Here is a 15,363-nt window from a genome sequence, read left to right as displayed (position 1 = left end):
CACGGCCGTGGCTCTTGGCCGTGCCCGCCGTAAGTTCTCCTACCGTTCAAGGAGGCATTTGCTATGAAGGCTGAGTCTTTAGCTGCCACGCCGCGCTCCACTAGTGGCGCGCCTGACCGTGTTGGCACCCCTGTGCATGGCTCCACCTCCACCATTGTGATTGGGTCCGGGTTTTCAGCCCTGGCGGTGGCTGCCGAACTAAACAGGCAGGGCATCAAGGCCATTGTGGTGGAAAGCTTCTGCCCACTGAAACAGCACTCACCGGCGCCGGTAACAACAGGCGGCATCAGTTTGGCCGCGTTGAATGAGCGCAGCGAAATTTTGCGGCTCCTGGAGAACTATGCCCGCCGTCATGAGCTGGACATCCGCCCTTCAACCCAGGCACTGTCGCTGACCCGCAACCACGGCTCAGTGCGCTCAAACCCGCACTGGACAGTCCACACGGACACGGGAACGCTGATCGCTCACAACATCGTTTTCACCCGCGGCGCCTTGAACCAGCTGCGCCGCGTCCTGCACAGCCTGGGTGTCACAACAGCCACCGAGCTGCGCACAGGCATGCATGCCCTGGGGTTGTACTTGGTGGGCGTGGGTGATCTGGTCATCCCCTCCACCCAAGAGATCCTGCACCAGGCCAAGCGCGCCGGGGCATCCATCTCCTCCCGGGTGGCCGTCCGGGAACCGGCCCTGGCCTAAGACGCCCACACCCGCGGGCGCCCGGCAGACACCTGCCGAGCACCCCGGCGGGACCGCGGCGGCTAGTCCTGGCTGGACAAACGGCGTCGTGCAACAACCACCATGGCCACCACCACAACGATCAATGCAGCAATCAAGGCAAAGACACTCCACGGCACGGAGCTATTGTCCTGAACAGGTGCAGTGGCGGCCTCGGTGGGAGCCTGGACGGATTGCAGGGGCCCGGCACCTACGGCCTGACCAGCTGCCGGGGAAGCCGCTGCGGTGGCGGCGAAGCTGAACTCGCCCTCAATGGGGTGCGAATCCGAGGACACCAGCCGCCACTTGACCGTGTACTGTCCGGCCGGGGCCCCGGGGCGGACAGCCTGTGTGGCCACAGTGTCCAGCACCTCAACTTCTCCCTCCGCCCAGTTGCGGCCAGTCTCATCGAGAAGCAAAACCTGGGAGCCAATGACGGCAGGGCTGTTGTTCATGGTGATGTTAATCTTGTCCGGAACGCTCGCCACCGTTGACCCGTTCGCGGGGTTGGTCCCGGTGACGGTGTCGTGCGCCAGGGCGGCCGAGGCTGAGCCCACTACGAGCAACAATGTGGCAAGGGCTGCCGCCAAAGTACGTCGCAACCGAGCTTGGGGTGTCATATTCGTCTCAATCGGCCGAAGACGTACGGGACTCTTCACAGCGTGGGTTCCTTTGTTCGATGCAGCGATGGTTCCTCACGGTATCCCAAAAACATGAGAGTTTCCTGCAGAAGTCGGGCCGCTGCCCTCGCCGATTGCGGGTCGGCGGGATCATGTGTTGCGGGGAAATACGCGAAAATCCTGGACTGCTCCACTATGCTGCGCCCGCCCGTTACCGGCTAGTATTTCCTCGAATAACTTAATTTCATTTCACTTCGCCCGGAGGGCACTTACATGGCTACCAAAACGGACGTACGCCTGTCCGCTGTTGACAAATACTTCATGATCACGGCCCGCGGCTCCAACTACTCACGGGAGATCCGCGGCGGTTTCGCCACGTTCTTCGCCATGAGCTACATTGTGGTGCTCAACCCGCTGATCCTGGGTGGCGCTGATTCCACCGGTGGCGAGCTGGGTCTGGAACGCGTTGCCGCCGTCACGGCATTTGTGGCCGGTATTTTGACCATCATCATGGGCGCCTGGGCAAAGCACCCCTTTGCGCTTGCCGCCGGCCTTGGCGTCAACGCATTTGTTGCCGTCACCGTGGCAACCCACCCGGGCCTGACCTGGCCGGACATGATGGGCCTGGTGGTGCTCTCCGGCATCACCATGTTTATCCTGGTGCTCACAGGGTTCCGAACCGCCGTGTTCAAGGCAGTCCCCGAGGGCCTTAAAACGGCCATTGTGGTGGGCATTGGCATGTTCATTGCCCTCATTGGCCTGGTCAATGCAGGCTTTGTCCGCCGCATCCCCGACGTTGCCGGCACCACCGTTCCCGTGGGTCTCGGTTTCGACGGCAAGCTGATGGGCTGGCCCACGCTGGTGTTTGTTGTTGGCTTGATCCTGACCATTGCCTTGGTGGTCCGCAAGGTCAAGGGCGCCATTCTGATCGGCATTGTGGTTTCCACCATCTTGGCCAACATTCTGGAAATGACCCTGCACATTGGGCCTTCCTTTGATGGCAAAACCTCCAACCCGCAGGGCTGGTCTCTGGTGTCTCCGCAGCTCTCCCAGTGGTCAATGCCTGATTTGTCCCTGCTGGGCCAGGTGAACCTCTTTGGCGCGTTCAGCAAGCTGGGCGCCTTGGCTGCTGTTCTGCTGGCGTTTGTGATCCTGCTCAGCATCTTCTTCGACGCCATGGGCACCATGGTGGGCCTTGCTGCCGAGGCTGGCTCCGTGGACAAGGATGGCAACATCCCCAACGTTGACCGCGTGCTGCTGGTTGACGCCTTCGGCGCCATCGCCGGTGGCGGCGCGTCTGCGTCCTCCAACCAGATCTACGTGGAATCTGGCGCCGGCATTGGCGAAGGCGCCCGCACGGGCCTGGCCTCCGTGGTGACTGGATTGCTGCTGATCATGGCCATGTTTGTCACCCCGCTGATCAAGCTGGTCCCCTTTGAGGCGGTTGCCCCCGCACTGGTCGTGGTTGGCTTCATGATGGTCTCCCAGGTGGGCAAGATCGACTGGTCAGACTGGGGCATTGGCATCCCGGCATTCCTGACATTCACCCTCATGCCGTTCACCTACTCCATCGCCAACGGCCTGGGCGCCGGATTCATCGCATTCGTGCTGATCCGCCTGTTCCAGGGCCGCGCCAAGGAGGTCCACCCCTTGATGTGGGCTGTTGCCGCAGCATTCCTGCTGTTCTTCGGCATTGGCACAGTGGAAGCGCTGTTCGGCATCAAGTAGCCCTCTCTTTCCAACTGACCCGCAGAAAACGGCGAAAATTCATGATTTTGATGGGTTTTTCGGCGTTTTCTGCGGGTCAGATGCGTTTGGGCGGTGTCTGCCATGACAGACGGTCGGCTGCTTTCCGGGCTGGAGTTCGGCAGGCCCTTGCTGTTGGCTGGGAGCATGGACTTTTCTGCTCTCCCCCTTGACGCACCCGCAACGCCTTGGACGGGAAGGAACGACGGCGATTCCCCCGCCCATCGCCGCTGGTGGCAGGCCGTGGGAACCACAGCCACCTCATCCCTGAACGCCACGCTGCCCGGGCCAGCAGCCCTGCTGGGCTTTTGTTCCGATGCCGGCGTGCTGCGCAATCACGGCCGCCCAGGTGCAGCCACCGGTCCTGCCGCCATCCGCGCTGCGCTGGGCTCCTTGGCATTCCACGGCACCCGCTCCGTCAGCGACGTGGGTGATGTGGTGGTGGCCGGCGATGCCCTCGAGCAGGGCCAGGCTCGTGCCGGTGCCACGCTCACCTCCTTGCTCGACGCCGGCTACCTCACCCTGGTGCTGGGCGGCGGGCACGAGACGGCCTTTGCCAGCTACCTGGGCGTTGCCGGCACTGCGGCGGTGGCTAATGGCGCCCGCCTGGGCGTGCTGAATCTTGACGCTCACTTTGACCTGCGCCAGGCTCCGGCCCCCAGCTCGGGCACGCCGTTTCTACAGATGGCCCACGCCGAAGCCGCCGCTGGGCGGGAACTCAACTACGCCGTCGTGGGCATCAGCGAACTCAACAACACGCGTGCTCTTTTTGACACGGCCCACAGCCTGGACGTGAAATACCTGCTGGATGAAGACTGCTCCGGCGAGCGCACCGCGGCATTTGTGTCAGCATTCCTGGAGACCGTGGACATTGTGTACCTGACCATCGATCTGGACGTACTGCCCGCAGCCGTGGCGCCCGGTGTGAGCGCTCCGGCGGCTTATGGAGTGCCGCTGCGGGTGATCGCCGCCGTGTGCCGCCAGGTGGCCGCCAGCGGGAAGCTGTTCCACTGTGACGTGGCCGAGCTCAACCCGGAGTTCGACATCGACAGCCGCACGGCCAAGGTGGCCGCCCGGCTGATTGATACGCTGCTGCGCTAAACCGGCCTCAAACGCGAACTGACCCGCAGAAAACGGCGAGAATCCGTCGATTTCGACGGATTCTCGCCGTTTTCTGCGGGTCAGTTTTTGGGGCTAGTGCGCCTCGGCTGCCACTTCTTCCGTTTCATGGCCGCCTTGGAACTGCGTCTTGTACAGCTCAAAGTAGGCGCCCTTGCGGGCCAGCAGCTCTGCGTGGTTGCCGTGTTCCACAATGTCGCCGTTCTCCATGACGAGGATGGTGTCAGCATCCCGGATGGTGGAGAGCCGGTGCGCAATGACAAATGATGTCCTGTCTGTGCGCAAGGCTGCCATGGCGTGCTGAACCAGCAGCTCGGTACGCGTATCCACGGAGGAGGTGGCCTCATCCAGGATGAGCAGTGACGGCTGGGCAATGAAGGCCCTGGCAATGGTGATCAGCTGCCGCTCACCGGCGGAAACGGTGCCGCCGTCGGCGTCCACAACTGTGTCATAACCCTTGGGCAGCTGGCGCACAAACCTGTCCACCATGGTGGCCTCGGCTGCGGCGATGATCTCCTCATCGGTGGCATCCAGACGGCCGTAGCGGATGTTCTCCTTGATGGTTCCCTCAAACAGCCAGGCATCCTGGAGGACCATGCCCACCTGGGAACGCACCTGCTCGCGGGACAGCTCGCGGGTGTCCACGCCGTCGAGCAGGATCCGCCCACCCGTGAGCTCGTAAAAGCGCATGACCAGGTTGACCAGGGTTGTTTTGCCCGCGCCGGTGGGCCCCACAATGGCAACTGTCTGCCCCGGCTCCACGGTGAAGGAAACGTCGCGGATCAGCGGGGTCTCCGGGGAGTAGCTGAAGGATACGTTCTCAAAACGCACATGCCCGTCGGTCTGTTCGGGCAGCTTGTCGGATTCTTCCTCGGTTTCCTGCTCATCGGCGTCGAGAATGTCAAAAGTCCGCTCGGCGGAGGCCACACCAGACTGGATCATGTTGGCAATGCCGGCAATCTCGCCGATGGGCTGGGAGAACTCGCGTGAGTATTGGATGAACGCCGTGGCATCGCCCAGGGTCATGCCACCCGTGGCCACCCGCACGCCACCGACGACGGCGACCAGCACGTAGGAGATGTAGGAGACAAACTGCATGGCCGGCATGATCATGCCGGAAACAAACTGTGCACCAAAGGACGCCTTGAACAGGCGCTCATTGCGTTCGTCGAACTCCGCCAGCATCTCCTCATCACGGCCATAGGCCCGGACAAGTTCAAGGCCGGAAAAAGTCTCCTCCACATGACCGTTGACGGCTCCGGTCTGCTTCCACTGGGCGGCGAAGAGTTTCTGCGACTTGGAGCCGATCACACCGGCTATGACCGCCGAGAGCGGCAGGGCAATGAGGGCAATCAGGCCCAGCTGCCAGGACACAATGAACATCATGACACCAATGCCAACAACCGTCAGCACCGACTGCACCAGCTGGGAGAACGCCTGCTGCAACGCTGACTGAATGTTGTCCACGTCATTTGTCACGCGGGACATCAGGTCTCCGCGCTGGCGGGTGTCAAAGTACCCCAACGGGAGCCTGTTGAGCTTGCCTTGAATGTCCTCGCGAAGCTTGAAGACAACGCGCATGACCAGCGCGTTGAGCAGGAACCCCTGCAACCACATGAAGACCGAGGCCACCGAGTACAGCGCCAGCACTATGACAATGAGCCGGCTGAGCTCAACGAAATCAATGCCGGCACCGGGCACAACGTTGGCCTTGGCCAGCATGTCCGCAAACTGGCCGTTGCCTGCCGCTCGCTGGGCTTCCACCAGGGTTTCCAGCGGAACACCCGCGGGAAGCTGTGAGCCGATCACACCGTTGAAAATTACGTCCATGGCCGCGCCAAGGATCTTCGGGGCGATGACGGTGAGCACCACCGAGGCGGCAACAAACACCAGAACCACAGCGAACATGGCCCGCTCGGGGCGCAATAGGCCAACAAGCCGCTTGGCCGCCGGCCAAAAGTTCTCGGCCTTCTTGGCGGGAGTTCCACCAAACATGTCCCCATCAGATTCGGAAGGCTTGTACTCGGGGTACAACTCCTCTTCTTCAACATTTGCCTCGGCGGAGACATCCGCAGGGGCCAGGTTCTTATCCTTGCGCGCCACTATGCAACACCTTCAATGCTCAGCTGAGACTCAACGATCTCGCGGTAGGTCTCATTGTTTTCCAGGAGTTGGTCGTGGCTGCCTGCGCCCACTACCTCACCGTTGTCCAGCACAATGATGTGATCGGCTTCCCTGATAGTGGAGACACGTTGGGCCACGATGATGACAGTGGCGCCGCTGGTGGCTTGGTGCAGGGATTCACGCAAGCGCCGGTCTGTTGCGACATCCAGCGCCGAGAACGAATCGTCAAAGAGGAAGATGCGCGGCTGTGCCGCTAGGGCCCGGGCAATGCAGAGGCGCTGGCGCTGGCCGCCGGAAACGTTGGTGCCGCCTTGGGCAATGGGTGAATTGAGCTGTTTGGGCTTCTCCTCGACAAAGTCCTTCGCCTGGGCGACCCGCAGGGCTTCCCACAGTTCCGTGTCATTTGCGTCGGGGCGGCCGAACTTCAAATTGGAGGCCACCGTGCCGGAGAACAGGTACGGCTTCTGCGGCACCAAACCCACCAGCTGCGCCATCTGCGGCCGGGTGAAGTCGCTGACGCTCACCCCACCAATGCTCACGCTCCCGCTTTGGGGCTCGAACAGGCGCGGGATCAGGTTTAACAGCGTGGACTTGCCGGACCCTGTGGAGCCAACAATCGCCGTCGTTTGTCCCTGCCTGGCTGTAAAACTCACGTTGTTGAGCACTGGACGCTCGGCACCCGGGTAGCCAAAGGAAACACCTGAAAATTCGACGCCGTGACTTGCCGGCGCCGGGACACCCCTGGGCACGCTCAGGCTGGGTTCCGCCGAGAGGACCTCGTCTAGGCGTTCGGCCGAGATGGCTGCGCGCGGAATCATCATCACCATGAACACGCCCATCATGACTGCCACCAGGATTTGCAGCAGATATTGCAGGAACGCCGTGAGCGAGCCTATTTGCATCTGGCCCGAGTCCACGCGCTGCCCGCCGAACCAGAGCACAGCGGCCGTGGCAAGGTGCAGGATCATCATGATTACGGGGAACATCAGCACAAAGAGATTGCCCACCTTGACCGAAACGCGGGTCAGGGACAGGTTGGCGTCGCGGTAGCGCTGAGCCTCAAACTTTTCCCGCACGAACGCCCGGATCACTCGGATACCAACGATTTGTTCGCGCAAAACACCGTTGACGGCGTCGATCCTGTCCTGCATCTCCCGAAACAGGGGCAGCAGTTTCACCACGAGGAAACCAACCACAAGGAACAAGAGTGGCACCGAGACCCACACCAGCCAGGACAGCCCAACGTCCTCCCGCAGCGCCATGATGATGCCGCCGATGCTCATGATGGGCGTGGAGACCATGAAGTTCAGGGTCATCAGGATCAGCATCTGCACTTGTTGGACGTCGTTGGTGTTGCGGGTGATCAGCGTGGCGGTACCAAAACGGCTCACATCCAGCGCGCCAAGGGCGTTGACCCGGTGGTAGACCTCCCGGCGCAGATCGCGACCAATGGCCATGGCCGTGCGGGCGCCGAAGTAGATGCCGCCAATCGCGGTGATCACCTGAACAAAACAGACCACCACCATGGTGACGCCTGTGGACCAGATGAAATCGGTGTCGCCCCTGGCCACACCCTGGTCAATGATTTGGGCGTTGAGGCTGGGCAAATATAGGGCCGCAATGGTGGAAATCAGTTGCAGAACCAGCACGGCAACTATCCACGCCCAATAGGGTTTGGCGTGCCGCAGGGACAGTTGGAGCAGTTTCACGAGAAGCATCCCATTCGAATATACGTTTGAATAGAGGGGTACCCAACATTAAACACGCCCAACCCGGCTATGGCAATAGTGAAAAACTGTTCCCCAAGGCCACCTCCAGGGCCCTTTCTTCAAAGGTGTTTTCGCCCCAAAAACCGCCCCTACACCGCGTAGCCGCACTGGAGCAGGTAGCCGCCACGGGCCCCAAGAACGGCAGCGGCATTGTTGGCCCAGGAGGTATCACGCAAGAGGGCACGGCCCATGAAGACGGCGTCGGCGGAGCCATTGTTCAACAGTTCGCTGGCCGTGACTCCGTCAACAATGCCTCCGACGGCGGCTCCAGCAGGTGGCAACCGTCGCCTTCTTGCACCGCACACGTGAACGGGCAGTAGTGGCTGATGTTGGCGAAAAACATCAACCACTACTGCCCGTTCACGAGGCTAGTTCAGCGGGCCGGTGGCCTTCTCGGCGGCTGCGCGGATGAGTCCGGAGCCCACCAGTCGGTCGGCCTCCTCCAACTCCGGGGACAGGAACCGGTCAGATCCCGGGCCCGGCACGGTTGCCCGAAGCACCTCGATGACAGCCGCGCCGGCCGGGCCGGGGACCAGGACGCCGCCGGACAGGGAGGTGCGCATGTCAATGGCGCGGGTGGCCGTGACCAGCTCAATAGCCAGCACGCGGCGCAGGTTCTCCACGGAGCGGCGCAGCTTGCGGGCGGCGTGCCAGCCCATGGACACATGGTCCTCCTGCATGGCGGAGCTGGGGATGGAATCCACCGACGCCGGGACAGCCAAGCGCTTGGAGTCCGAGACCAGCCCGGCTTGCGTGTACTGGGCGATCATCAGGCCGGAGTCCACACCGGGATCGCCGGCAAGGAACGCGGGTAGGCCGTGCGAACGGGCCGGGTCGAGCATTCTGTCGGTGCGGCGCTCGGCAATGGAGGCCACATCCGCTGAAACAATCGCCAGGAAGTCCAGCACATACGCCACCGGGGCGCCATGGAAGTTGCCATTGGAGGACACGCGGCCGTCCGGGAGAACCACCGGATTGTCGATCGAGGCGGCGAGTTCGCGGGTGGCAACCATGAGCGCGTGGTCCACGGTGTCGCGGGCGGCACCGGCCACTTGGGGTGCGCAGCGCAGCGAGTAGGCGTCCTGCACGCGGGTGTCGCCCTCACGGTGCGAGGCCACAATGGGTGAGTTGGCCAGCACGCGCAGCATGTTGTCGGCACTCGCGGCCTGGCCGGGATGCGGGCGCAGCTCCAGATGCAACTCGGGCACGAACACCTGGTCCGTGCCCAGCAGGCCCTCGACGCTCAGCGCGGCGGTGATGTCCGCCGTCGTGAGCAAAAGTCGCAGGTCGGCAATGGCCATGAGCAGCATGCCCAGCATGCCGTCAGTGCCGTTGACCAGCGCCAAGCCCTCCTTTTCGGCCAGCTCGATGGGCGTGATGCCGGCCTCGGCGAGCAGTTCCGGCACGGGGCGAACCACACCATCCGGACCGGCAGCCTCGCCCTCGCCCATGAGAACCAGCGCGCAATGGGACAGCGGGGCAAGATCGCCAGAGCAGCCCAGCGAACCAAATTCACGGACCACGGGCGTGATGCCAGCGTTGAGCACGTCCACCATGGTCTGCACGACGACGGGGCGCACGCCCGTGCGGCCGCTCGCCAGGGTCTTGGCCCGCAGGAACATCAGCGCGCGCACCACCTCGCGCTCCACGGCCGGGCCCATACCGGCGGAGTGGGAGCGGATGAGGGACTTTTGCAGTTGGGTGCGCATGTCCGCCGGGATGTGGCGGTTGGCCAGGGCGCCAAACCCGGTGGAGATGCCATAGGCGGGCGTTTCGGAGTTGGCCAGCTTGTCGATGTGAGCCCTGACCTGTGCGACGCCGGCCAGCGCCTCCTCGCTGATGGTCACCTTTGCGCTGTGGCGGGCCACGGCGATGACGTCCTCGGGGGTGACGCCGGAAGAGGAGAGAACTACATTTTCGGGGTGAACAGCATTGTTCATGGTGGATCCTTTGCGCGATGGGAATGAGCTTAGTTGCCACTATTCCCTGTTATGGCGCGGAAGTCTGCCCCTTCTTGCGTGCGCTGTCCGGAATTCCAGACTGGGCACACACCAGTGGCGCAGGACTGCAGTCCTGCGCCGGAAACTACCGCTCGTTGCGCCCGTAAATGCGGGTGGACAGCTCCGCAGCCACCTTGCTGACGCGTTGCGCAAGGGCGGGCCACTGATCGGCGGGCACTTTTTCCTCCAGGAACGTCACAGCAACGGCCGCCACGGGCCAGCCCACGTGGTCTGTCACTGCTGCGGCCACGGAGGCAAAGCCATCAGTGACTTCCCCGCTCTCAGTTGAGTAGCCGCGCAGCCGCACCTGGTCTAGGTGCGCCGAGAGGGTTGAGTATTTGCCAATGGGGTCCGGCACCTCGGTGCGCGAGCTGAATGCGGCCGCATTGGGATATAGGGCCCGGACCTGGGATTTGGGCAGGGCGGCCAGGATGGCGCGGCCACTCGCTGTCAGGTGACTGGGCAGCCTGACGCCCACATCCGTCACCAGGGAGGGGCGGTGCTTGGCGCGCTCCTCAACAATGTAGAGAACGTCGCGCCCATGCAGCACGGCAAGGTGGGCGCTTTCACCGATCTTGTCCACCAGGGCAGCCAGCAGCGGCCTCCCCAAACGGGACAACGGTTCTTGGCGTGAGTAGGCGCTGCTGAGTTCAAAGGCGGCAACGCCCAGGCCGTAGCGCTGCTCCTCATGCAGGTGCATCACGAAGCCGCTTTGTTCCATGACGCCGAGCAGGTGATAGACGCTTGAGCGCGGCAAATCGAGCGTGGTCGCAATGGTGGATGCCGCCAGCGGCCCCCGCTTGGAGGACAGCAATTTCAGAATGCGCAGGGTGTTCTCTGCCGCAGGTACTTTAGACGGCGTCCTTGCAGTAGTTGTCATGGCTTCCTAGTTTTACACCGAAATCGCCAGCAGTCTTTTCTCAATATAGAATATTGCAGTCTGAAATCCCAGATTCTGGGGCGAAATTGGACACTTTCAGCATGAAACCACCCCATAAAGTGACGTCAGCCACCACCAATCAACCCCTTAGTGGCGCAGGTCTCCCCTGCCGCGGCCGCGCACTGTGTTAGAAAGCTCACGCATGAACGCCAATGGTTCCGTCCTTAAACGTGGCTTGAACGCCCGCCACATCCGCTTCATGGCGTTGGGCTCGGCGATCGGCACGGGCTTGTTCTACGGGTCCTCCAGCGCCATCCAAAAGGCCGGTCCCGCAGTTCTTTTGGCGTACATCATTGCCGGCGCCGCCGTCTTCATGGTGATGCGCGCCCTGGGTGAATTGGCCGTGCGCCACCCCGTCTCCGGCTCCTTCGGCCAATACGCCAGCCGCTACCTTGGACCGCTGGCCGGATTTATCACGGGCTGGACATATGTTTTTGAAATGGCCATTGTGGCCATTGCCGACGTGACGGCGTTCAGCATCTACATGGGCTTCTGGTTCAATGACGTCCCCCGCTGGATCTGGGTTCTGGCCATCATCTTCTTCCTGGCGGCCATCAACCTGCTCAGCGTTAAGGTCTTCGGCGAGCTGGAGTTCTGGTTCTCCCTCGTCAAGGTATCGGCCATCATTGCCATGATCGCAGGAGGCGTGGCCATCATCGTGTTTGGCTTCCAGCTGGAAGGCGCCCCAACTGTTGCCGGCCTGAACAACCTGGTGGACCACGGCGGTTTCATGCCCAACGGCTGGGTGGGCCTGCTGGCAGCGTTCGCCGTGGTGATGTTTGCCTTTGGCGGCATAGAAACCATTGGCGTGACGGCCGGCGAGGCCGCCGACCCCGCCAAGTCCATTCCGGCAGCCGTTAACACAGTGCCGGTGCGTATTCTGCTGTTCTACGTACTGACCTTGGGCGTGCTCATGACGCTGATCCCGTGGAATCAAATCACCGGCGACACTAGCCCGTTCGTGCAGATCTTCGACTCCCTAGGTATTCCCTTAGCGGCACATATCCTCAACGCTGTTGTCATCACGGCAGCTCTCTCCGCCATCAACAGCGACATCTTTGGCTCCGGCCGGGTCCTCTACGGCTTGTCCCAACAAGGCCACGCACCCGCCGTTTTCGGCAAAGTATCCCGCTCGGGTGTCCCTTGGATGACGGTTGTTCTGATGACGGGTGTCCTGCTGGTGGGCGTGGTCCTCAACGCCACCATCCCCCAGGACGTCTTCCTCCTTATCGCCTCAATCGCCACCTTCGCCACCGTGTGGGTCTGGCTCATGATCCTGGCCTCGCACGTGGCCATGAAGCGCGAAATTGCCCGCAAGGCCCTGGCACCCTCCCATTTCCCCGTCCCCCTCTGGCCGCTGGCATCAGCCATGACGGGCGTGTTCATGGTGGGTGTGATTGTGCTGTTGGGCATCTACCCGGACACCCGCATTGCCCTCTACGTGGGCGGCTTCTGGCTAGTCCTGCTGACTGTCGCCTTCAAACTGTGGGTGCGCGGAAAGGGTCGCGAACGCGCTGTGCTGGTTGACGAATCGTCCCCCGTGGAGTGCACGACGGCGGCACCCGCCCGCCGCTGACCCGCCCGCCAGGCGGGTGCCCGGCGTCGAAGGTGTGGACGTTAAATCGCTGGCCTTGCGCCGCAAACCAGCCATTAGTTCAGCAATGCAGGGCTGGCGGCCCGGCGGTTTGGCCACACCCACCTCCCCGTGGATACTTGACGAGGTCCTGCCGGCAACCGGCCGGCCGGAAGGGCAACACTGTGCAGGACAACTATTTTCAACTGACAGCAATGGCGCTGTACATGGCGGCGATGCTCGGCATCGGCTGGTGGGCCTACCGCCGCACCACCGATCTTGGCGACTACATGCTGGCCGGGCGGGATCTGAAACCCGGCGTCGCTGCCCTGAGCGCGGGCGCCTCGGACATGTCCGGCTGGCTGCTCATGGGCTTGCCCGGCGCACTGTACATTGGCGGGCTGTTCCAGGCCTGGATCGCGATCGGTCTGACGGTCGGGGCGTGGCTGAACTGGAAGTTCGTGGCACCTCGACTGAGGTCGTACACGGAAGTCTCCAATGACTCCATCACCGTGCCGAGCTTCTTGGAGAACCGGCTCAAGGACAAGTCCCACGTGTTGCGGATTGTTTCCGGCATCATCATCCTGGTGTTCTTTACGTTCTATGTTTCCTCCGGCCTAGTGGCTGGCGGCGTCTTTTTTGAGAGCTCCTTCAACTCCAGCTACATGATGGGCATCCTTGTGGTGGGTGGCGTCACCATCCTCTACACACTCTTTGGCGGCTTCCTTGGCGCGAGCTACACCGACGTGGCCCAGGGATTGCTGGTGTTTGCGGCCCTAATTGTTGTCCCGGTGGTTGGCGTGTTCCACACCGGCGGCATCGCCGCAACCATCGACTCCATCAACCAGGTCAAGCCGGACATGTTCAGCCTGGTGGCAGGCGGCACCGTGGTGGGCGCCATCTCGGCAGCGGCGTGGGGCCTTGGCTACTTTGGCCAGCCCCACATCATTGTTCGGTTCATGGCTATGCGGTCGCCGGCCGACGCCAAGGCGGGCCGCCGGATCGGCATCGGCTGGATGCTGATGACAGTCTTGGGCACCACCGCCACGGCCATGGTGGGCATCGCCTACTTCCAGCAGCACCCGGAACTGAAACTGACCGATCCTGAAGCCGTCTTCCTGGAACTGGCCAACATCTTCTTCCACCCGTTCATTGCCGGCCTGGTTCTGGCGGCCGTGTTGGCCGCCATCATGAGCACCATTTCCTCGCAGCTTCTGGTGTGCTCCTCGGCCCTGGTGGAGGACCTGTACAAGATCGCCGTCAAGAAGGACGCCCCCGCCAAGACCCAGGTCATGCTGGGCCGCCTGGGCGTGCTCATTGTGGCCGCAGTTGCCGTCATGCTTGCCTCGGCCAGGAACGACTCCATCCTTGGCCTGGTGGCGTTCGCCTGGGCCGGGTTCGGCGCTGCGTTCGGCCCCATCATTTTGCTGTCCCTGTACTGGCGCAAGCTGACAACGGCCGGCGCCCTCGCCGGCATGCTGGCGGGTGCCGTCACAGTGGTGCTCTGGGGCAAGTCGCCGCTGGCCGCCACAATGTACGAGATTGTGCCCGGCTTCTTCCTGAACCTGGCCGTGGCAGTGCTGGTCAGCTTGATCACCTTCAAGCACCACAGCGGCATCGATGAGGAGTTCACCGAGTCCCTCAAGCAGTTGGAGCGCGAACCCGTCTCCGCCGCGGGCTAGCACCACTTCTGGCTAGCACCACTGTGGGCTAGCACCACTGTGGGCTAGCCGGCGTCGGTCAGCACCACTGCGCTGCGGCCGAAGTGGCGGACCTTGGCGTCGTCCCACAGATGCGCCGGCATGGCCCCGCCGAGCAGCACGCGGGCCAGGCCTGCGCCGTCGCCCAGGGGTGCGTCGCTTCCGGCAATGATGATGTTTCCGGAGCGGCGCCCCTTGAGCATGGGCGGATCGGCAATGATCACCGTGTGCTTGAACGCTGCGGCTATCGTGGCGGCCTCGCGGCGGGCAGTCGCGAGGGCCGGCGAGTCGCCACAATTGACAACATATACGCCACCGGGAATAAGTACCCTGCGGGCGGCTGCGGTGAACTCCTCCGTTGTCAGGGCGTGCGGCGTCGTGGCGCCGGCAAACACGTCCCGAATGATCAAGTCACGGCTGGCCTCCGTGAGAGTTTCCGTGACCTCGCGGGCCTCGCCCACGCGGATTTTCAACAACGGGGCCCGCGGCAGCTCAAACCAATCGCGGACGTAGTTGGCCAATTTGCCGTCAATCTCCACCACCACGTTGCGGGACTGCGGGTAGGCGGCCACCAAGTAGCGGGGCATGGAGCACGCGGCACCGCCCAAGTTTAGGGTCTTGAGTTTCTCCCCCGCCACCCACCTGTCCTGCACCAGGGCCATGATCCAGCGCATGTACTCAAAGTCCAGGCGCAGCGGATCCGCCAGGTCCACATGTGAGCTTTGCACACCATTGAGCATGAGCAGCCAGCCATTGGGGTTGTCGCCGTCGGGGATCAGCTCAGCCGTGCCGGTATCCGTGGCGAACGTCCCGGCGACGGGCCCCAAAACGCCCGCTTCCGGCTCCACGGGGGCACTCTTGGGCGTGCGTTGGCGCCCCATCAGGAAGTCAGGGAGGGGTGGCAGGAAGCAGCAGGCAGCGAGATAGTCACGCCTCCCAGAGTAGTCCAGCGTCGGCGCACCACGGCGATCGCGAACCCGTCCCAGCCCGTGGAGTCTGCGGTTTTTTGGCTGTGTCGCGGCGTAAACGGGTTCCGCAAGGGTCAAACGACCAGGAAT

The 15,363-nt window shown here is 62.8% G+C and carries 12 protein-coding genes; 5 read left to right on the top strand and 7 right to left on the bottom strand.

Annotated elements, in window-relative coordinates:
- The first annotated feature begins 63 nt into the window (after window positions 1-63).
- On the top strand, window positions 64-696 hold the full coding sequence (locus tag ACX80Q_RS06750) for an FAD-binding protein (RefSeq protein WP_459329757.1): 633 nt from the start codon (window positions 64-66) through the stop codon (window positions 694-696).
- Between the two features lie 62 nt (window positions 697-758).
- Here the strand turns inward: ACX80Q_RS06750 and ACX80Q_RS06745 are convergent, their stop codons facing one another.
- The gene (locus tag ACX80Q_RS06745; protein WP_459329756.1) at window positions 759-1,334 is read right to left on the bottom strand and encodes a copper resistance CopC family protein; all 576 of its coding nucleotides are present in this window, start codon (window positions 1,332-1,334) and stop codon (window positions 759-761) included.
- Window positions 1,335-1,607: 273 nt separating this feature from the next.
- Between ACX80Q_RS06745 and ACX80Q_RS06740 the strand changes: the two genes are divergently transcribed.
- Window positions 1,608-3,062: an NCS2 family permease gene (locus ACX80Q_RS06740; protein WP_459329755.1), complete on the top strand. Its 1,455-nt coding sequence runs from the start codon at window positions 1,608-1,610 to the stop codon at window positions 3,060-3,062.
- Window positions 3,063-3,227: 165 nt separating this feature from the next.
- Complete coding sequence (hutG, locus tag ACX80Q_RS06735) at window positions 3,228-4,181, top strand: formimidoylglutamase (RefSeq protein ID WP_459329787.1); 954 nt, start codon at window positions 3,228-3,230, stop codon at window positions 4,179-4,181.
- Between the two features lie 93 nt (window positions 4,182-4,274).
- Here hutG and ACX80Q_RS06730 read toward each other — a convergent pair whose 3' ends face one another.
- The 5 genes from ACX80Q_RS06730 to ACX80Q_RS06710 all read right to left on the bottom strand — a co-directional run bounded on the left by ACX80Q_RS06730 (window position 4,275) and on the right by ACX80Q_RS06710 (window position 10,972).
- Window positions 4,275-6,302 (bottom strand): ABC transporter ATP-binding protein, encoded by a 2,028-nt coding sequence (locus ACX80Q_RS06730; protein WP_459329754.1) that lies wholly within the window; start codon window positions 6,300-6,302, stop codon window positions 4,275-4,277.
- Window positions 6,302-8,032, bottom strand: a complete 1,731-nt coding sequence (locus ACX80Q_RS06725; RefSeq protein ID WP_459329753.1) for an ABC transporter ATP-binding protein — start codon at window positions 8,030-8,032, stop codon at window positions 6,302-6,304. Before ACX80Q_RS06725 ends, ACX80Q_RS06730 begins: the two co-directional genes overlap by 1 nt.
- A 149-nt stretch (window positions 8,033-8,181) precedes the next feature.
- Window positions 8,182-8,373 (bottom strand): hypothetical protein, encoded by a 192-nt coding sequence (locus ACX80Q_RS06720; protein ID WP_459329752.1) that lies wholly within the window; start codon window positions 8,371-8,373, stop codon window positions 8,182-8,184.
- An 87-nt stretch (window positions 8,374-8,460) separates the two neighbouring features.
- On the bottom strand, window positions 8,461-10,032 hold the full coding sequence (gene hutH, locus ACX80Q_RS06715; protein WP_459329751.1) for a histidine ammonia-lyase: 1,572 nt from the start codon (window positions 10,030-10,032) through the stop codon (window positions 8,461-8,463).
- Window positions 10,033-10,177: 145 nt separating this feature from the next.
- Window positions 10,178-10,972: an IclR family transcriptional regulator gene (locus ACX80Q_RS06710; protein ID WP_459329750.1), complete on the bottom strand. Its 795-nt coding sequence runs from the start codon at window positions 10,970-10,972 to the stop codon at window positions 10,178-10,180.
- A 202-nt stretch (window positions 10,973-11,174) separates the two neighbouring features.
- Between ACX80Q_RS06710 and ACX80Q_RS06705 the strand changes: the two genes are divergently transcribed.
- On the top strand, window positions 11,175-12,608 hold the full coding sequence (locus ACX80Q_RS06705) for an amino acid permease (protein WP_459329749.1): 1,434 nt from the start codon (window positions 11,175-11,177) through the stop codon (window positions 12,606-12,608).
- 182 nt (window positions 12,609-12,790) lie between these two features.
- A complete protein-coding gene (gene putP, locus ACX80Q_RS06700) occupies window positions 12,791-14,287 on the top strand; it encodes a sodium/proline symporter PutP (protein WP_459329748.1) in 1,497 nt (498 codons plus the stop codon).
- A 44-nt stretch (window positions 14,288-14,331) separates the two neighbouring features.
- On the opposite strand, the gene ACX80Q_RS06695 is transcribed toward putP, so the two are convergent.
- Window positions 14,332-15,186 carry a spermidine synthase gene (locus tag ACX80Q_RS06695; protein WP_459329747.1) on the bottom strand — a complete coding sequence of 285 codons (855 nt, stop codon included), beginning with the start codon at window positions 15,184-15,186 and terminating at the stop codon, window positions 14,332-14,334.
- Window positions 15,187-15,363 lie beyond the last annotated feature (177 nt).

The sequence above is a fragment of the Arthrobacter sp. HLT1-20 genome (genome assembly GCF_054510895.1).
The sequence above is the reverse complement of the archived record's forward strand: the minus strand, read 5'-3'. Positions and strand labels throughout refer to the sequence as shown.

Bases quoted from the DNA above. Each gene is read 5' to 3' on its own strand.
- hutH (WP_459329751.1), bottom strand. From the start codon at position 10,032: ATGAACAATGCTGTTCACCCCGAAAATGTAGTTCTCTCCTCTTCCGGC.
- ACX80Q_RS06740 (WP_459329755.1), top strand. From the start codon at position 1,608: ATGGCTACCAAAACGGACGTACGCCTGTCCGCTGTTGACAAATACTTC.
- ACX80Q_RS06750 (WP_459329757.1), top strand. From the start codon at position 64: ATGAAGGCTGAGTCTTTAGCTGCCACGCCGCGCTCCACTAGTGGCGCG.
- ACX80Q_RS06745 (WP_459329756.1), bottom strand. From the start codon at position 1,334: ATGACACCCCAAGCTCGGTTGCGACGTACTTTGGCGGCAGCCCTTGCC.
- ACX80Q_RS06705 (WP_459329749.1), top strand. From the start codon at position 11,175: ATGAACGCCAATGGTTCCGTCCTTAAACGTGGCTTGAACGCCCGCCAC.
- ACX80Q_RS06695 (WP_459329747.1), bottom strand. From the start codon at position 15,186: ATGGGGCGCCAACGCACGCCCAAGAGTGCCCCCGTGGAGCCGGAAGCG.
- ACX80Q_RS06710 (WP_459329750.1), bottom strand. From the start codon at position 10,972: ATGACAACTACTGCAAGGACGCCGTCTAAAGTACCTGCGGCAGAGAAC.
- hutG (WP_459329787.1), top strand. From the start codon at position 3,228: ATGGACTTTTCTGCTCTCCCCCTTGACGCACCCGCAACGCCTTGGACG.